This is a genomic window from Kitasatospora cathayae (assembly GCF_027627435.1).
Lineage (GTDB): Bacteria > Actinomycetota > Actinomycetes > Streptomycetales > Streptomycetaceae > Kitasatospora > Kitasatospora cathayae.
The window spans coordinates 2,446,318-2,464,785 of record NZ_CP115450.1; the positions used below are offsets into that span (position 1 = coordinate 2,446,318).

14 protein-coding genes are annotated in these 18,468 nt (G+C 70.7%); 8 read left to right on the forward strand and 6 right to left on the reverse strand.

Going from position 1 to position 18,468, the window contains the following annotated elements:
* Positions 1 to 302: 302 nt before the first annotated feature.
* Entirely contained in the window at positions 303 to 3,134 is a 2,832-nt protein-coding gene (locus O1G21_RS10875; RefSeq protein WP_270142850.1) for an RICIN domain-containing protein, read from the forward strand.
* Positions 3,135 to 3,445: 311 nt separating this feature from the next.
* Positions 3,446 to 3,697: a winged helix-turn-helix transcriptional regulator gene (locus tag O1G21_RS10880; protein WP_270142851.1), complete on the forward strand. Its 252-nt coding sequence runs from the start codon at positions 3,446 to 3,448 to the stop codon at positions 3,695 to 3,697.
* Positions 3,698 to 3,753: 56 nt separating this feature from the next.
* Here the strand turns inward: O1G21_RS10880 and O1G21_RS10885 are convergent, their stop codons facing one another.
* The 3 genes from O1G21_RS10885 to O1G21_RS10895 all read right to left on the reverse strand — a co-directional run bounded on the left by O1G21_RS10885 (position 3,754) and on the right by O1G21_RS10895 (position 11,314).
* Positions 3,754 to 6,315 (reverse strand): collagenase, encoded by a 2,562-nt coding sequence (locus tag O1G21_RS10885; RefSeq protein WP_270142852.1) that lies wholly within the window; start codon positions 6,313 to 6,315, stop codon positions 3,754 to 3,756.
* Between the two features lie 1,708 nt (positions 6,316 to 8,023).
* Positions 8,024 to 10,576 (reverse strand): ABC transporter permease, encoded by a 2,553-nt coding sequence (locus O1G21_RS10890; RefSeq protein WP_270142853.1) that lies wholly within the window; start codon positions 10,574 to 10,576, stop codon positions 8,024 to 8,026.
* Positions 10,577 to 10,579: 3 nt separating this feature from the next.
* Positions 10,580 to 11,314 (reverse strand): ABC transporter ATP-binding protein, encoded by a 735-nt coding sequence (locus O1G21_RS10895; protein ID WP_270150903.1) that lies wholly within the window; start codon positions 11,312 to 11,314, stop codon positions 10,580 to 10,582.
* Between the two features lie 154 nt (positions 11,315 to 11,468).
* Between O1G21_RS10895 and O1G21_RS10900 the strand changes: the two genes are divergently transcribed.
* From O1G21_RS10900 to O1G21_RS10915, 4 genes are all read left to right on the forward strand, one after another.
* Positions 11,469 to 11,861 (forward strand): BlaI/MecI/CopY family transcriptional regulator, encoded by a 393-nt coding sequence (locus tag O1G21_RS10900; protein ID WP_270142854.1) that lies wholly within the window; start codon positions 11,469 to 11,471, stop codon positions 11,859 to 11,861.
* Between the two features lie 10 nt (positions 11,862 to 11,871).
* A complete protein-coding gene (locus O1G21_RS10905) occupies positions 11,872 to 12,837 on the forward strand; it encodes a M56 family metallopeptidase (protein WP_270142855.1) in 966 nt (321 codons plus the stop codon).
* Between the two features lie 132 nt (positions 12,838 to 12,969).
* Positions 12,970 to 13,404, forward strand: coding sequence for a hypothetical protein (locus O1G21_RS10910; protein WP_270142856.1), 435 nt, complete (start codon positions 12,970 to 12,972; stop codon positions 13,402 to 13,404).
* Between the two features lie 93 nt (positions 13,405 to 13,497).
* The gene (locus O1G21_RS10915) at positions 13,498 to 14,442 is read left to right on the forward strand and encodes a hypothetical protein (RefSeq protein WP_270142858.1); all 945 of its coding nucleotides are present in this window, start codon (positions 13,498 to 13,500) and stop codon (positions 14,440 to 14,442) included.
* A 160-nt stretch (positions 14,443 to 14,602) separates the two neighbouring features.
* Here the strand turns inward: O1G21_RS10915 and O1G21_RS10920 are convergent, their stop codons facing one another.
* From O1G21_RS10920 to O1G21_RS10930, 3 genes are all read right to left on the reverse strand, one after another.
* A complete protein-coding gene (locus O1G21_RS10920; RefSeq protein WP_270142859.1) occupies positions 14,603 to 14,893 on the reverse strand; it encodes an SbtR family transcriptional regulator in 291 nt (96 codons plus the stop codon).
* Between the two features lie 299 nt (positions 14,894 to 15,192).
* Complete coding sequence (locus O1G21_RS10925) at positions 15,193 to 15,867, reverse strand: CBS domain-containing protein (protein WP_270142861.1); 675 nt, start codon at positions 15,865 to 15,867, stop codon at positions 15,193 to 15,195.
* A gap of 115 nt (positions 15,868 to 15,982) precedes the next feature.
* Entirely contained in the window at positions 15,983 to 16,429 is a 447-nt protein-coding gene (locus O1G21_RS10930; RefSeq protein ID WP_270142863.1) for a universal stress protein, read from the reverse strand.
* A gap of 239 nt (positions 16,430 to 16,668) precedes the next feature.
* Between O1G21_RS10930 and O1G21_RS10935 the strand changes: the two genes are divergently transcribed.
* Complete coding sequence (locus O1G21_RS10935) at positions 16,669 to 17,598, forward strand: ABC transporter ATP-binding protein (RefSeq protein ID WP_270142864.1); 930 nt, start codon at positions 16,669 to 16,671, stop codon at positions 17,596 to 17,598.
* Between the two features lie 47 nt (positions 17,599 to 17,645).
* Positions 17,646 to 18,416, forward strand: a complete 771-nt coding sequence (locus O1G21_RS10940) for an ABC transporter permease subunit (RefSeq protein ID WP_270142866.1) — start codon at positions 17,646 to 17,648, stop codon at positions 18,414 to 18,416.
* The last annotated feature ends 52 nt before the right edge of the window (positions 18,417 to 18,468 follow it).

Here is an 18,468-nt window from a genome sequence, read left to right on the forward strand (position 1 = left end):
CCCCCGCCGGGCGGGCGCGCTCCCCGCCCGGCCTCCCCGCGAATCCTCACGCCAGTTCCGGCGCGATCCATGGCACCTGCTCACCGCAAGCGCCGACACTGCCCCCGGTCGCCGCCCGCCCCCGCTGCACCTCGACCGGGTGGGACCGACCTCGGGAACGTCGAGCACGGACCCAACTCCGCGGTGCGCGACCCGGACCGCGCCACGGCCCACGGCGACGACCGAGGCACAACACCGGCCCGCCCGCCGGCCGCACCTGTCCAGCACGTCGTTCACAACACCGAACAGATCGGAGAAGCCACGTGCCGTCTGGAATACGTCGACGCGCGCGAGCACTCGGCCTGACCGCCGCCGTCGCGCTGGCCGCCGCGCTGTCGCTCGCGCCACCGGCCCCGCCACGCGCCCATGCCGCGACCGCGACCACGGCCTGGCAGGACGGGCAGTTCACCGTGGACACCCCGAACCTGGTCCGGCGTTCCAACGTGGTGCTGGGGCGTCCCAACGCCGCGCAGTCGCAGTTCATGCCGCTGGGCAACGGCACCCTCGGCGCCGCCGTGTGGGCCGCCGGCGGCTTCACCGCTCAGCTGAACCGCTCCGACACCTACCCCGACCGCAAGTCGCCGGGCTGGCTGACCATCCCCGGCCTGGCCAAGCTCACCGGCGCGACCGACTACAGCGCCCATCTTGACCTCTACGACGGCACTTTCACCGAGTCCGGCGGCGGCATGACCGCCACCGCCTCCGTGCGGGCCGACAAGGACGAACTCGTCGTCGACGTCACCGGCGCCGACCCGAACTCCCAGCAGAGCGCGCAGCTCTCACTCTGGTCGGGCCGCTCCCCGCAGGCCCTCGCGTCCGGAGCGCTCGGCACGCTGGCCGAGACCTGGGTCGACAACACCCAGCCCGGTGCGAGCGGTGCGGTCTTCGGCTCCCTCGGCGCCGTCACGGCGGGCGGCCAGAACGTCAGCGCGGCCGTCGTCGATCCTGAGACCGTCAAGGTCTCCTTCAGCCCCCACCCGGACGGCTCGTTCCGCGTCGTCGCCGCCGCTCCGCACTGGACCGGCGGCGACGCACAGGCCACCGCGACGCGGCTGCTCGGCACGGACGCGAGCGCCGCGTCCGCCGCGCTGGAAGCAGCCCACCTGGCCTGGTGGCACTCCTACTGGGGGCGGATCGGGCTGGTCAGGTTCTCCGCCGCGGACGGGAGTGCCGACTACCTGGAGAACCTGCGCACGCTCGACCTGTACGACGCGGCCGCGGAGAGCCGCGACACCTACCCCGGCTCACAGGCCGGGGTCGCCGACCTGTTCTCGCCCTACCAGGACGACCACAAGTGGGACCCGGGCTCCTACTGGCAGTGGAACATGCGCATGCAGGTCCAGGCGAACCTGTCGGCGGGTGCCTTCGATCTCAACACCCCCTACTTCAACCTCTACCGCGACAACCTGACGAACATCCAGTCCTGGACCCAGGCCCACATGGGACAGCGCCCGGGCAGCTGCGTGCCGGAGACGATGCGCTTCAACGGCCAGGGCTACGAGTACGAAACCTGGCTCTCCTCCCCCGGCCTCAACTGCGACGCCGCCTCCGGGCCGTACTACAACGCGCGCACCATCTCGACCGGTGCCGAGGTCGGGCTGTGGGTGTGGCAGCAGTACCTGATGACACGTCAAACCTCGTTCCTCGCGGCCAACTACCCGCTGATGGCCCAGGCCTCCCGGTTCCTGCTCGCCTACGCGACCACCGGGCCCGACGGCTACCTGCACACCTATCCGTCCAACGCGCACGAGACCCAGTGGGACGTCCACGACCCCACGACCGACCTCGCGGCCATGCAGGCCCTCTTCCCCGCCACGGTCCAGGCCGCCCGGCTCCTGGGCCGGGACCCGGACCTGGTCACCCAGCTCGACGCCGCGATCCCGGAGCTCCGCCCGTTCGCGCGCACCGACGCCGCCACCCAGTCCCAGCTGCTGACCCCCGCCGCCGACGCCGCCGGCACCGACGTGATCGCGCCGTCCTACGACCCGTCCGCGTCGAAGATGAACTCCGAGAACATCGGCCTGGAACCGGTGTGGCCCTACGGGCTCATCGGTGACTCCGGGAGCCTGTCCGACCTCGCCGAGCGCACCTACGCCGACCGGCCCAACCAGGAGGTCAACGACTGGAGCGACGACCCGATCCAGGCGGCCCGGCTGGGCCTGGGCAGCGAGGTCGCCGCCACCCTCACCGGCCTGACCGAGCGGTACCAGCACCTGCCGTCTGGCCTGGCGACGTTCGTCGGTGACGAGCCATACGTCGAACAGCAGGGTGTCGTGGCCGCGGCGCTCGACGAAGCCCTGGTCCAGGACTACGACGGGCTGATCCGCATCGCCCCCGCCCTGCCGGCGGGCTGGGACGCCGACGGGACGGTGTTCGTCCAGGGCGGCAGCAAGGTCTCGGTCCAGGTGCACGGCGGAACCGTGACCACCGTCGGCGTCAACGCGGGCTCCACCGGGACGCTCAAGCTGCGCAACCCCTGGCCCGGCCAGCCGGTCGAGGTCGTCGACGGACGCGACGAGACCACGCTCGTCGTCGCTCCCACCGCCGCCACGCAGATCTCCATCCCCGTCGTGGCCGGGCGCTCCTACCTCGTCCAGCGACCCTCCGCGCCCGTCAGCGCCCTGCCGGTGGCGGCGGTGACCGGCATGCCCCCCACCGCCGCGCGCACGCTCGGCCCGGTGTCGATCGGCCTGCCCGCCACGGCCGCGCCGAACGACCAGCCCCTGGTCAGCGCAGCCTCCAGCCGATGCCTGGACGACCCGGGGGGCAGCACCAGCCCCGGCACCCGCGTCGACATCTGGGACTGCGGCGGGGGCGCCAACCAGAACTGGACCTACACCTCCGGCCAGGCGCTCACCACCGAGGGCCTGTGCCTGGACGCCAGCGGCGGCGGCACCTCCCCCGGCACGGCCGTCATCCTCTGGCCCTGCCAAGGCTCGGCCAACCAGCAGTGGGCCTTCGCCACGGACGGCACCATCCGCGGCGTCCGGTCCGGCCTGTGCCTGGACGTGACCGCCGGCGCCACCGGCAACGGCACCCCGCTCGAGCTGTGGAACTGCACCGCCGCCGCCAACCAGCAATGGAGCAAGGCATGAGCGTCAGGGGACGGAGCAGGCCTCCTCGAGCGACTGCGCCGTGCGCAACAGCTGGGACCGCGCTCTCGCGTGACCGGCACTCGGCCCGGCTTGGCGATCAGCCAGGCTGCTCCGCCCGGCCTACCTTGGCGCGGCGAACGCGTTCGCACCACCTCGCCGGCCGACGAGCCCGCTGACCCGCCGCGGCGCAGGCCGACCCACCGGCCTGCGCCGCTGCCACGAGGCCGGGTCCGTCCGCACCACATCGTGGCCTGCACCGTCCCGCTCCTCTTGAGCGGACAGGGTGCCGCCATGGCCCTGGGCGAACCACTGTGGGTGGAGTCAGCGAGCGCAGGCTGTCGCAGACACTGAAGGCGCTCGAGCGTGACGGGGTGGTGGATCGGAAGCTGGTGCGTTCCATTCCGTCTCACGTCGAGTACAGCCTCACCCCGACGGGCGAGGTGGTCGTCGACTCGCTCGGTGAGCTGCTGTCCACGATCATCGAGTTCTCGCCACGGTTCGCAGCCGCACGGCCGCGTTACGACGAGAAGCAGACTCAGGCCCAGGAGAACCCGGAGCGGTAAACCAGAGTCGCGTGCTGGGCACCGGCTGCTTTGGCCCGAAGGCGCGACCGGCCGGGTCAGAACGTGGTCGTCACGGTGGCGCCGGTGACGGCGGTCGTGGCGTGGAGGGTGATGTAGTTCCAGCCGGCCGGGGGGTTGGTGATGGTGAGGGTGTGCGGGCCGTTGCCGGTGGCGGAGGCGGTATTGGCGGTGCTGTCGGCCCAAGTGGTGGGGTTGTAGTAGAGGTCGGTGATTCCGGTGCCAGGGGTGGTCGTGATGGTGAGCTTCTTGGTTCCGGCGGGGATGTCGATGTAGAGGTAGCTGTTGTCCCGGGCGGCGGCGGTGAGGTTGGACCGGCTGCAGTTCTGAGCCAGTCGGCGGGTGTCGTCAGCGGTGCACTCGGCGGTTGAAGCACCGACCGCGACCGTCTGGTCGGCGGTTGCGGTGGCGCCGGCCTTGTCGGTGACGGTCAGCCGGACGTGGTAGCTGCCCGGCTTGACGTAGGTCTTGATCGGATTGGCATCGGTGGAGGTAGTGCCGTCGCCGAAGTCCCACTTGTGAGCCGTGATCGCCGCGGAGTCTTCGGTGGTGTCGGTGAGCGTGACGTTCAGGCCGTTCGCCTTGGCGATGAAGGTGGCGGTGAGCGGCTTGCCGGGGGCGTTGCACGCACCGGCAGCGCATTCCTTGAGCCACTTGGCCCAGTCGGCGTCGTAGCTGGTGCCGATGGAGTTGATCAGGCCGAGTGCGGCTTTGTAGTCACCGGATCGGTAGTGGCCGAGCAGGGTGTCGATGTCGGAGCGGTGGTTCTCCATCATGTAGCGCACCGCGAGGTAGCCCCAGGGGTAGATCCGGTCCGTACCGCTGCTGTAGGTGTTGGCGAAGACGGTGCTGAGCGGGTAGCTGCCCTTGGCCGCATCGGCGACCGCCGCGGTGTCCGTCACGCCGCGGTAGCCGTAGGACTCGTACTCGGCGAAGCCTTCGATCCACCAGATGGTACCGGGGGTGGCGGTTGTGGCGGCGAAGTCGCCGGCGGTGTTGAAGCGGCCGTCCAGGTAGTGGGTGTACTCGTGGTTGAGGTTCCAGATCTGGAAGCTCGGGCGCAGCCAGTCGGCTTCGTAGGCGACGAACCGGGCCTGGTTGTCGGGCTTGGACGGGTCGCCTTCCTCGTAGATACCACCGTTGTTGGTGTCGACGCCGAAGATGACGTTGGCGTAGGTCTGGTAGTCGCTGGTGGAGTGGAAGACGTCCACCTCCATGGCGCTGTTGTGGTCGCCGGGCAGCGGGCCGGGGTCCTTGGCGAGCTTGTGGAAGTAGGCGTTCTCGCCGGTGAGGCTGTCGCAGGTGCTGAGCAGCTGCTCCTTGGTGAGCGCCTGGGTCACGATGTGGATCGTGCCGCACTGATAGTCGATGGTCAGCACGGCCTTCCTGAGCCGGTTGGGGAGGTCGCAGGTGCCGTAGTCGGAGCAGTTGTTCTGGTCGTTGTCGTTCGCCTGGGCGGCGATGCCGACCCAGAGGGGGGCGGTGGGGCCGGTCATCGAGGACTTGGCCAGCAGGTTCTTGATCATCGGGCGGACGGCGGGGGTCAGGGTGCGGTCCTGGAGGAACCGGGCCAGCTCGGTGCCGGCGTTGGACGCCAGGTAGCTCTGCGGTCCGCCCAGGAGGCCGAGGTTGTTGTTGGCGAAGGTCTCGAGGGTGGTGAGGATGGAAGGGTCGGCTTCGGTGGCGGCGACGAAGTCGGGGTTCTGGTGGCCGCGGAAGAGGACGGTGTAGACGTTGTTGACCGCGGTCAGCATGGTGTACGAGTCGTTGTACGAGCTGTTGTAGCCGGTGAGCAGCTTCTTGAGGACGGGCAGGTAGCGAGCGTTCTGGCCGGCGCTGTCGATCAGGGTGACGGCTTCCGAGAGGACGGCGCCGTTGGCGTCGGTGGCGTCCAGGCTGTGGGCGTTGGCGTAGAAGGAGTCCAGGGCGGACTGGATCGCGGTCTGCAGAGCGCTGCCGTAGGTACCGACGTCGGATTTGTGGTTCCACTGCACGTAGTAGCCGGCCCGGAGGTAGAGCACGAGCTCCAGGACGTGGGTGCTGTTGTCCCCCGGGTAGCTGCGGGAGGCGGCGGCCAAGGCGTCCGCCACCGTGGTCATCTGCGACTCCTGGAAGGCCAGGTGTGCGTCCGAACCGGTGATGTTGAACAGGCCGTTGATGCAGTCCGGGCCGGCGGACTGGATCGCCTGGATCAGCGCGCCGCCGGTGTTCGCGGTGAAGGCGCTGGTGGAGCAGGCGGCGGCGCTCGCCTTCGGGCCGCCCGACTCCCCGGTCGTTGTCTTCGACCTTGCCGCGGCGGACCTTGCCGCGGCGGACCTTGTCGGGCTGCCGTAGTTCTGCTGCTGTGCCTCGGTGTTGGACGGCAGAGGCCGACGGTCCTTGGGACGCACCCGCTTCGCGTCGTCCTGGACGGCTTCGGTGGCCGACTGGGGTGCCAAACCTGGGCGGGGAGCGTCGGTCTTGACTTCGGGAGACGGGCTGGTAAGCCCCGCGTGAGCGCTGCCCGGCCCGTTGGCGGCGATCCCGACTCCGGCGGTCAGCGCAAGGGCGGCGGCTATCAGGAGCTTGGGCAGCTTGTTGCGGGCGTGTGCGGCTTTCATGGGTTCTCCTGGCGTGGGGGCAGCACCGTGCGGCGCGGCCTCGTGGGGAGGCTGCGCAATGAGGTGATGTTTCGTCGATTTTTCTGACACGGTCGGTCCGTGTCGGTTGTGGGGCGCCGAGGCGATGGCTATTCCTGGCCGATCGCAGGCTCTGCGATGAGTCGACTGACGGTCAGTTCGGAGATTGTCCGTGGCGGGACAGGGTCCCGACGATGATGCTCGCCGCTACCGAAGTGCCCACCGGCACAGGGCCGTTGTCGCGCCCGCGTACCACTCGTGTGTCGGTCATGTTCTCTCCTCGTCGGCAGATGGGATGGTTTGCCGCCGACGTATGGGAGATCGGGCAGGGGGGCTTCGGATAACGGAAAGTGTGCGAGATCTTCAGGATGGCTGGACGCGGGTGCCCGGCCTGAAGCACTCGACCGCAGGTAGAAGGCTGTCTTGTCAACTTCTGCACCGTGAAGGCCGATCTCGCAGATGGCTTCACTGGTTGCGAGGCGGTCCCCCATGTCGAGTGGCCGCCACAGCTTCCACCCCTTCGGGACGTTCGTCACGGCAGGCTGGCCGGACGCAGCGGCACGAGCGATCACCGTCCCGCAGACCCCCGACCCCGCTGACCGCAGCTCCGCGCTGTGGGGGTCCCGCCCGGCCCTACCGGCCGGGCGGGACCCCACGATTACTGGGCGTTCAGCCGATAGCTTCGAGACGACCTGCTGCTGCGGTTGCCGCCGAAGAAGGTTCGGTGGCAACCGCCCTGACGCCGCACCAGGAGCGCCCGCATATCGAGCCGCGTGATGAATCGAGCTGCGGCCGCCTCATCCTCCTGATTTATCCGCCACTGGGGCAGCCGCGGACCTGTCGGCGCGCACTTGATCAGCGCCGGAAAGAGTCAAGTGCGAACCCGTCAGACTGAGCCTGCGATCACGGCGAGCAACCATCGAAACCATAGTTGTGACTGCCAGAGCAGACATAAAGGTAGGAACAACGCAGCTGGTCACCAGTTCACGACGCCAAGCGGCCTCCGCCCCAGCGTCGAACCGTGAAACCGTGAGACGGGTGTGAGAGGCATGCCCCGGAGAACGCCGAAGGCCGCTTCCTCGCGAACACGAGAAAACGGCCTCTGACCTGCGACAATGGGACTAACCCCAGTCGGGACGACTGGATTTGAACCTGCGATCCCTTGACCCCCAGTCAGGAATGGCTCTCCTTTTCCTGCCTGAAATGCGTTCGCCCGCACGTCGTGCGCGTGCAAACCAGCGCACTGCGTGCACCTCGTGCGGCAGTGCGCATGACGCGCGGTCCCCAGCTGGTCCCCAGGTCAGGGGCTTGACGGAGGGTCCGGGTGGTGTTTATGTCTCCAGGGTAGCGCCACTACGGCCGTGGATCCAGCGATTCCCGCGGATCGCCCAGAAAGTCACCGGAAAGGGAGTCCAGCACTGTCGAGCGAAATCAATCCGACCTGGTCGAAGGCCAGCCAGAGAATAGCCGTCGTAAATCCCGGCATCCCCGATGCTCTGCGGGCTCACGGGAATTCTCTGTGCTCGCCGTGGCGCATTCCGAAGACCGCTCCGGTCTGCGCTGGGTTTCGTCGCCGCCCAGCCGCACAACGCCGCCGCCCGCCGACGGGCGCTCGGGGGCGCGCCCGTCGGCGGGCGGCGGCTGTGCCGGTCGGCTCCCCCCAGGGGAGGTGTGAAGTCGGCCGGTGGCTCTACGCGGAGGCGATGGCGGTGAGGACCCGGGTGCGGGCCGCCTTCATCGCAGGGAGGACGGCGGCGGCGAGTCCGGCCAGGGCCGCTCCGACGAGCACCGCGAGAATGGTGGTCCACGGGATGCCGAGCGCGGTGATCCCATACAGCGTCAGAGCCTTCTGCCCGGCGATTCCCCAGGCCAGACCCAGGCCCAGGCCGAGCAGGGCGCCGTGCACCGCGATCAGTACGGACTCCAGGCGGATCATCCGGCCCACCTGGCCCCGGGAGGTGCCGACGGCCCGCAGGAGGCCGATCTCGCGGGTGCGCTCGATCACCGAGAGGGCGAGGGTGTTGATGACGCCGAGGACGGCGATGACGATCGCGAGGGCGAGCAGGGCGTAGACCAGGTAGAGGACGGTGTCGACCTGGCCGGCGATCGACTTCTTGTAGTCGGCCTGGTTCTGCACGGTCACCTGGGGGTAGTCCGCGAGAGTGCTGTCCAGGGCGTTCTGGACGTGCTGCTTGTCGGCGCCCGGCGCGGTGTTGAGGTAGAGGGCGAAGTCCTGAGCCTCGGGGGCGAAGCGGTTGAGGGTGTCGAGGGAGACCTCCCAGCTGCCGCCGTCCTTGCCCGCGCCCGCCGGGGGCTTGGAGATCGCGCCGACGGTGAGGGTGCCCACGTTGCCGTTCAGGAAGTGCAGTTCGACCTGCGAGCCGATGCTCAGGTGGTCGGCGTCGGCGGTGGTCTGGTCGACCATCACCTTGCCCGCCGCGACATCGGCGGTGGAGCCCGCGACGTACTGCGGTTTGACGGCCTGGTCGACCGTGTTGGTGTCGACGCCCGAGACCACGAGCTGGAACCCGTTCAGGTGGGCGACGGCGTAGCGCTGGCGGGTGACGGCCTGGATGCCGGGGACGGCCTTGACGTGGTCGGTGACCTCGTGGCCGATCGGGGTGGCGCCGTTGCCGGAGAGGACGTAGTCGGCGCCGAAGGTGTTGTCGACATCCTTGTTGACGGAGGTGGTGAGCGAGGCGGCGAGGACGGCGACCGCGCCGACCAGGGACAGGCTGATCATCAGCGCGCCTGCGGTGGCCCCGGTACGGCGGGGGTTGCGCACCGCGTTCAGGCGGCTCATCCGCCCGATCGCGCCGAAGAGTGCCGGGTAGGGCGCCCCCAGGCCGTAGACGATCACGCGGGAGAGCGCCGGGCCGAGGACGACCAGGGCGAGGAGGGAGGCGACGATGCCGCCGCCGAGCAGGGCGCCCGCCGTGATGATGGTGGCGTGGTGGGTGGCGGCGCTGTACAGCAGACCCAGGCCCGCCACGAGCAGCACGGCACCGAGCGCGGTGCGCCGGCCCAGCTTCGGCGCGGGCGGCGTTGCCGCTTCGCGCAGCGCGGCCATCGGGGAGATCCGGGCCGCACGGCGAGCCGGAAGGTAGGCGGCGAGCAGCGTGACGATCACGCCGACGGCGTAGGCGGCGATCGGGGTGCCGGGGTTGATGACCAGGGCGGTGTCGGAGAGGTCGACGCCGAAGCTGGAGATCAGCGACTTGAGGCCGGCAGCCAGGCCGATGCCGGCCCCGAGGCCGAGGGTGGAGCCGATGACGCCGAGCAGCAGGGCCTCGATGAGGACCGAGCGCATGACCTGGCCGCGTCCGGCGCCCAGGGCGCGCAGCAGGCCGAGTTCGCGGGTGCGCTGGGCGACCAGCATGGAGAAGGTGTTGAGGATCAGGAAGATCCCGACCAGCACGGCGAGTCCGGCGAAGCCGAGCAGGGCCATGGTCACGACGCTGAGGAAGGAGCTGATCTGCTGGGCGGCGGTGGCGGCCTGCTGTTCCTTGGTGGCCACCGAGTAGCCGTCGCCGAGCGCGGTCTTGATCGCCGTCTGGGCGGTGGTGTGGCTGGTCCCTGGGGCGGTGTCGACCGTGATGCCGGTGAACTGGTCGGGCTTGCCGAGCAGTTGCTTCTGGGCGGTGGCGGTGTCGACGTAGGCCATGGTCACGCCGGGGTTGCCGGACTTGAAGGTGACGACGCCGACCAGGGTGCCCGGGGTGGAGCCGGTCGGGGTGAGGATGTGCAGCGGGTCGCCGAGGTGGATGCCCTTGTGCAGGGCGCTGGCCTGGTCGAGGACGATCTCACCACTGTGAGTCGGTGCGTGGCCCTGCACCAGGTGGACCTGCGGGTCGTCGTACCAGTTCTGGCCGAGCGTCGGGGCGCCGGTGGTGGGGCCGACGGGCTTGTTGTCCTTGTCGACGACGGTGAGGTTCTGCAGGCTCACCTGGCCGTGCGCGGCCTTGATGCCCGGGACGGCGGCGACCTTGGCCACGACGCTCGCGGGCAGGGTCGGGGTCTCGCCGGACAGGCCGCGGTCCTCGACCTCGGGGGTGAAGGCCTGCTTCGGCTTGACCGTGACGTCGGCGGCGGTCGAGCTGGAGATGTTCGTGAACGCGACGTTGATGGTGTCGGAGAACACCAGGGTGCCGGACACGAACGCCACGCCGAACAGGACGGCGAGGGTGGACAGCGCCATCCGGCCCTTGTGGGCCAGGAAGTTGCGGATGCTTGCCTTGAACATGCGTCAGCTCTTCCGTCCGGCGCCGTCGAACCTGCGCATCCGGTCGAGGACGGAGTCCGCCGTCGGGTCGAGTAGCCCGTCGACGATCCGGCCGTCGGCGAGGAAGAGGACGCGGTCGGCGTAGGAGGCGGCGACGGGGTCGTGGGTGACCATCACGATGGTCTGCCCGAGGTCGTCCACCGAGCCGCGCAGGAAGCCGAGCACCTCGGCACCCGCACGGGAGTCCAGGTTGCCGGTCGGCTCGTCGGCGAAGATGATCTCCGGCTTGCTCGCCAGCGCACGGGCGCACGCCACGCGCTGCTGCTGGCCGCCGGACAGCTCGGTCGGCCGGTGCTTCAGTCGCCCGGCCAGGCCGACGGTGTCGATCACCTTGTCCACCCACGCCTGCTCGGGCTTGCGGCCGGCGATGTCCATCGGCAGGGTGATGTTCTCCAGCGCCGTGAGGGCGGGCAGCAGGTTGAACGCCTGGAAGATGAAGCCGATCTTGTCCCGGCGCAGCTGGGTGAGCTTCTTGTCCTTCAGCCCGGTGATCTCGGTCTCTCCGATGAAGATCTGCCCGCCGGTGGCGGTGTCGAGCCCGGCCAGGCAGTGCATCAGCGTGGACTTGCCTGAGCCGGACGGGCCCATGATCGCGACGAACTCCCCGCGCTCCACGCTGACGTCGACGGAGTCCAGCGCCACGACCCGGGTCTCGCCGGAACCGTACGCCTTGGTCAGGCCCTCGGCGCGGGCCGCGATGGCCTGTTGCGACGTTGCTGTGCTCACCGCACATCCTCCTGGGTTCGCTGCCCCGGCACGCACTTGGTCGCGTAGGCATGGCAGACTCTGGGCAGGCAGCAGCTTCTACGAGAACGTAGAATTTCTACGTTGAATGTAGAAGATAGCGCAGGAGGTGACCAAGTCCGTGGGCGTGCACGAACCCACCACAGCCACGGGGCGGGGCAAAGGCGAACTAGAGGCCGAGATCCTCGCGGCCCTGCAACAGGCGGCCCCCGAGGCGCTGACCCCGGGCGAGGTGCTCGAGCAGGTCGACGCCCGGCTCGCGTACACCACCGTCGTCACCGCGCTCACCCGCATGCACGACAAGGGCCTGCTCACGCGCGCCAAGCGCGGCCGGGCCTTCGCCTACACCGCCCTCGCCGACGATTCAGGCCTTGCCGCCCGCAAGATGCGCCGGGTCCTGGACGACGGCAGCGACCGCGAGGCCGTCCTGACTCGCTTCGTCGACGAGCTGTCCGACGCCGACGAGGACTTCCTTCGCCGGCTGCTGGACGGCGGCAAATAGGGCCCGCCGGATGCGCGTCGCTGTCTACCTGCCACTGCTCTTCCCGTTGCTGGCCGCGCTCGTCGCCCGGCCGGTCGGCGAGAAGCTGCCGCCCCGCCTGGCGACCTGGCTGCTGACCGTCGGTGCCCTGGTGCTGGCCGCCGGGAGCACGGCGGTCCTCGGCATGCTCGCGATCACCGGCCTGATCCGCATCCCGTTCCTGGCCCGGCTCGCCCAGGACCACTGGTCTCCGTACGCGGCCCAGCACCACGACCCCGCGTCGTTCTCCGTGGCCGTGCTCGCCGGCGTGCTGTTGACTGCCGCAGCCGTGCTGGCGGGCCGCATGCTCTGGCGCCGGTCCCGAACCCTCGCCCAGGCCGCCCGCGAGGCCGCCTGCCTGCCCGGCCGCGACCAACTCGTCGTCGTCGACGACCCGGCCGCCGAGGCCTACGCCATACCCGGACTTCCCGGCCGCATCGTGGTCTCCACCGGCATGCTGGACGCCCTCGACCCCGCCGAGCACCAGATCCTGCTCGCCCACGAGCGCGCCCACCTCGCCCACCACCATTACCTGTTCGTCGCCCTCGCCCAGTTCGCCGCCGCCGCGAACCCGCTGCTGCGGCCACTGGCCACGACCGTCACCTTCACCGTCGAACGCTGGGCCGACGAGAGCGCCGCCGCGGCCGTCGGCGACCGCGAACGGGTCGCCCGCACCGTTGGCAAGGCCGCCCTCGCCGCCCGCCGCACCCGTGCCCGCAACCGCATCCCCGCGGCAGCCCTCGGCCTGCTCGGGCGCCTCGGCCGCCTTCGCCCGAACACGCTCGGCCCCGTGCCACGCCGGGTCACCGCTTTGCTCGTCCCCGCCCCGCGCCGCCACATCTGGTCTGCCGCCGCGCTCTCCGGCCTCGCCGCCGCGACCGCCCTCTGCGCGGCCGAGGCCGCTCATGATCTGGAGGCACTCCTGGAGCTGGCCAAGCACGCGGCCACGGGCAGCTGACGGCCCCGGCACGAGGACGTTCAGCCGGACCTGCCCCATCGCTCAGGAACGTCGCGTCCGGGCGGGGTATCGTCGTTCGGCGCGGATGTCGGCCTACGATATCCGCCAGCCCGAGCCGGAGAGGGACCCGTAGTGCACACCACCGCGCGACCGGCGACAGCCCGGCTGCTGGCGGTGTGTGCCCTGCTGCTCGGACTGTTCCTCATGCACGGCGCCCCGGTCTCGACCGGCGGGTGCCACGAGCCCATGGCCATGGCCATGGTGGCCCCCGTCATGGCACCGGAGGCCCACACTCACCCGAACGCCTCCCCCGCGCCAGCCGTTGTCGGCCCCGCGGCCCACCTCGCGGCGGGCGCCGACGCGACGGGCAGCGACTCCTGCGTCTCCACACCCGCCCACGACCGCCTGACGGTCGACGCGCCGCCGCTGCTCGCGATCCTCGCCCTCGCGCTGCTCGCGGGCTGGGCCCCGGCCTGGCGTCGCGCCCTGACGACAGTGCTGCGCCGCCGTGGCCCGCCGACCGGTGGCCGCTCTCTGCTCCTTCTGGTGTCCGTCGCGCGGACCTGACGGGGCCCGCCGGACCTCACAGCCCGAGGTCTCGGCGCCGGTCCCGTTCACACCGCGCCCCTTTGGCGTGCCCACCAGGAAGAGCTCTCTGTGATGTCCTCCTCCCGTCTGCCCCGCCGCCTCGCCCTGGCCGCAGCCGCCACCGCCGCGCTGCTCACCGCCGCGCTGACCGCCTGCGGCTCCTCCGGCATGGACCACGACATGTCCGGCATGAACCACGGCACGACTTCCGCCCCCGCCTCGGCGTCCGCGACGCCCGGCTCCGAGCACTCCATGCCGGGTATGCCGGGCATGGATCACAGCTCGACGCCCGGCATGGAGGGCAGCAGCGGCCTGTCCGACAACCAGGCCGGCTACCGCCTCACTACGAGGGACACTACCGTGCCCGCGGGCAAGCAGGCCGACTACGCCTTCACGATCACCGGCCCGGACGGCAAGCAGGTCACCGACTTCGCCGTGGAACAGACGAAGCAGATGCACTCCTACGCCATCCGCTCCGACCTCACCGGCTTCCAGCACCTGCACCCCACCATGGCCACCGACGGCACCTGGACCGCGCCGCTCGCCGCGCTCACCCCCGGTACCTGGCGGCTGTACACGTCGTTCACCCCGAACAGCGGCGACGGCAAGGGCAACTCGCTGGTCCTGTCCCGTACCGTGACCGTCGACGGCGCCGCCTCCACCGAGCAGTTGCCCGCCGCCTCGGCCACGGCCGAGGTCGACGGTTACACCGTCACCGTCAAGGGCTCGCCGATGGCGAACATGGCCCACGAGATGACGGTCAGCATCGCCAAGGACGGCAAGCCGGTCACCGACCTCCAGCCCTACCTCGACACCTACGCCCACCTCACCGCGTTCCACGCCGGGGACCTGGCCTTCGCGCACCTCCACCCCGAGACCACCGTCAACGGCGACCACGGCGGCCCGGACCTCACCTTCCACGCCGAGTTCCCCCAGTCCGGCGACTGGCGCCTGTTCCTGCAGTTCCAGACCGCTGGCCAGCTTCACACCGCGGCCCTGACCCTCAAGGTCAGCTGAACCAACGGCTCGGGGTGCCGCCCTCCCGGCGGCACCCCGAGCCGCGTCACCGCCGGCGCTGTCGTACGTCAGCAGGGCGTGCGCGACGATTGCCGACGGCCGGGCCGTCTGTACGGGCCGCATGATCGGCAACGAGGACCTGCCATCTCCGAACGGCCGGTCAGTGAGCCGGGCGGTGATGCCCGAACGCCTCACCGGCACCGGCAGGGTCGGCGCGTAGGCCGGTGAGGGTGACCGCGACCAGCCGCTGGACGGACTCGGGTGACGGGAGACTGGCCGCGGCAGCGAGAGCGAAGAGCCAGTAGTTCGCGAGCTCGTCCGGGGTGACGTCGTCCCGGAGATCGCCGGCCGCAGCGCCCTCGGCCAGCAGGTCCCGGACGAGGCCGTTGAGCTGCGCGGCGGCATGAGCGGTTCGATCACCGTCGCGCAGCAACGCAGAAGGGGGAGTCACCGCCGTTCGCAGGTCGGCAGAAGATGCGAGTTGAGCGCGCAGCCTGGTATTGCGCCAGTCGTCGCTACAGAGAGATCGCACAGCCTCCATCCCACGGGGCAGCAAGCACCCAGATGATCGCGCTGCGTACAAGGCTTCTGGAGCCAGACCGGTAATTCGGATGGCTGCATTCACGGAGCGCAGAAAATCTGGTCAGGCCTGTGTCATGGCGTGCTGGCTGTGTTCGGCGCTTGTAGGAGCCCGACAGCGACAGCCGCTTGAAGTGAATGGGTATGAACGATGGGGTGGTGCATACCTGGTCAGCGGACCGGGTGCAGAGCGGCGGTGTCGTCCGTGCGGAAGTCCAGGCTGCTGGTCACGTCGATGACGCCGTCCACGCTCCGGCACAGGCGCTCCACGACCGACACCAGTGCGCGGTGCTCGACCGTGCCGGTCAGTGTGATCCGGCCCTCGTTCACCCGGACGTCGACGCAACCCGGGGCGAGTCCCAGGGTGCGGTCGAGAATCTCGTGCGTGATCTCCTCGCGGATCGCCCGGTCCTGGCGGAGGAAGACGCGCAGCAGGTCGCTGCGGCTGACGATGCCGACCAGGCGGCCGGCCTCGTCGACGACGGGCAGGCGCTTGAGGTGCTCGCGCTGCATCAGGCGGGCGGCCTCAACCACGGTCCACTCGGGCCGCCCGCACACCGCCGGGCTGGTCATGAGGCCCTCGGCGGTGGTGGCCTGACTGCGGGTGTGCTCACCGGGCGACAGCTGCGGGGTGAGCAGCAGCCCAGCGGGGTCCTCCTGGGCGGCCTCGTTGAGCAGCAGGTCGGCTTCGGAGACCAGGCCGACCGGCCGCTCCTCGTGGTCCAGGACGGGCACCGAGGTGATGTCGTGCTCGGCGAGCAGGCGGGCGATCTCCTTGAAGCCGGTGTCGGGCCGGACGTGCACGACGGCCCTGGTCATCAGTTCTCCCACGATGCGGTGCCGCATGGTTGGCTCACTCCTTCTGTGGTGCCGGCGGCCCCGAGGCCGCTCGGTCGGGTGTGGTGGGTGCGGTGTGGCGCCCGGCTCAGATCCGGACGGGCGGTGTCGTGCGGTCGGGTGTTCAGACGGCCGTGTGGCGGACCACGACGACGGGGCACGGCGCGTGCTGCACGCAGTGCCCGCTGACGGAACCCAGCAGCGCGCCGACGAAGCCGCCGTGGCCTCGGCTGCCGACGACCAGGAGGTCGGCGCCCCGAGCCGCGTCCAGGAGGCAGGACACGGCGCCGCCCTCCAGCACCCGGGGCCGGATCGCGACCGGGCATTCCGGGCCGGCCACCTGCGCGATGGCGTCGTCGAGCACCTTGCTCATCAGGGTGGCGAGGTCCTCGTCGGCCTGGATCGGCACGGTCCAGCCGGTGGACACCGGGTACTGCCAGGCGGTGAGCGCCTCGATGACGGCGCCGCGGGTGCGGGCCTGGTCGACGGCCCAGCGCAGCGCGTCGATCGAGGACGGGGATCCGTCCACGCCGACGACGATCCGGTGCTGCGGTTCATTCTGCTCGGTCACGGTGCTTCTCCCTGTGTTGTGGTCATCTCCACCATCGGCTGACCGGCGCGTGGTGGCGAAGGGCCGAGGGGGCCGCTGTGGCGGGACCTTCAGCCCCGGCGCGGGACGACTGCCGCGCCTCGGGACCGACGGACCTTCCGAACAGGGCCCATGAGTCCCTGCCACCGCCTCGCTCATTGCGGTGCAGTTGGTGCGCGAGACGAAGCCGCCACAGGAGTGGCCGCGATGTGGAGGCAGGTATGGAGCGCGAGGGCCCGGCCATCGAGCTAGCCGGACTGAGCAAGTACTACGGCCGCAAGACGGGTGTCGACCACCTCGACCTCGCCGTGCGGCGCGGCGAGATCTTCGGCTTCCTGGGCCCCAACGGCGCCGGGAAGACCACCACCATCCGCTGCCTGGTGGGCTTGCTGCGGCCGAGCGCCGGACGGATCCGGCTGCTGGGCCTGGACCCGGTCGCCGACCACCGGCGCCTGGCCCCGCGCCTGGGCTACCTGCCGGGAGAACTTCGCCTGTACCCGGAGCTGACCGGTGCTCAGACGCTGCGACTGCTCGGCGACCTTCAGGGCGCCGCGACGTCGCGGCGCGCGGAGCTGTGCGAGCGGCTCGGGCTGACGGTCGCCGACTTGGCCCGGCCGGTGCGGGAGTACTCGCGCGGTATGAAGCAGAAGCTCGGCCTGGTCCAGGCGCTCCAGCACGATCCCGAGCTGGTGGTGCTGGACGAGCCCACCGAGGGCCTGGACCCACTGGTCCAGGAGGTCTTCTTCGCGCTGCTGGCGGAGGCGTCGCACGCGGGACGTACGGTCCTGCTGTCGAGCCACGTGCTGCCCGAGGTGCAGCGCGCCTGCGGCCGGGTGGCGCTCGTGCGGGCGGGGCGGCTGGTGGCGGTGCGGGCCGTGTCCACCCTGCGGCAGGAGCGCGCCAGGCGGGTGCGGCTGGTGCTGGCCGACGGACTGGGTGCCCGGGGGCTGGGGTCGGCGGAGCGCTGGTCACCGCGCTGGCACGGGGACGAGGTCCAGTTGCTCGTCCCGCCGGCGGAGTTGGTCGCGGGACTCCGCGAGCTCCTGGTCGCGCTGCCGGTGGCGGACCTGTCGGTGGAGGAGGCCGGGCTGGACGAGGCGTTCCTCGACCTGTACCGGCAGGATGTCGAAGCAGCGGAGGTACGGTCGTGAGAGCCCGGTTCCCCTTGTTCTGGCTGGCTCTGTACCGGCGCCGCCGAATGGTGGCGTTCCTGGTGGCGGGCATGGTCGTCTTCGAGGCACTGATCGTGGCGGTCATCCGGGCGGTGCCGCCGACGCAACTGTTCGCCGGTTCCGGACCGGCCGGACCGGGTGCGTTGAAGGCGTTCTCCGGTTCGACCGGCGATGTCTCCATCGCCAGCTACGCCGGACTGCTCGGGGCCGGTCTGGTGCACCCGTTCTGGATCGCCATGCAGCTGACGGCGATCGGCTCGTTCGCGGCAGCGGCGGTCGCAGCTGACGTCGAGTCCGGCACCGTCGAGCTGCTGATGGTCCGTCCGGTCTCGCGCCTGCGGCTGCTGGCCGAGCGGACCTTCGCCGTGGTCGCGGCCTCGCTGGCGCTCAACGCCGCCGCCACCCTGGCGGTCGCCGGTGGCGTGGCACTTTCCCCTGCCATCCACCACGCGGTCCCGCTGCGCGGCGTGCTCGCGGCCGGCCTGGCGGGCTGCGCGTTCACGCTGTGCCTGTCCGGGCCGGCCCTGGCCGTCTCCGCCGCAGCTCGCCACCGGGCCCAGGTGATCGGCGCAACCATCGGGCTGGGGGCCGTCGGCTTCGCCGTCAACTTCATCGCCATGGCCTGGCATCCGGTCGCACCGCTGCGGTACCTGAGCCCGTTCCACTACTACACGCCCGGTGACGCACTCGCCCACGGGACGATCGTCTGGGGCTCGTTCGCCGTCCTGGTCGCCGTCGGGGCCGCCGGGATCGCCGCCGCGCTCCCGCTGCTGCAGCGCCGCGACTTGGCGCCCTGACGGCCGACCTGCCCGAGGTGCCGGGACCGTTGTTCCGCCACCGGGACCAATG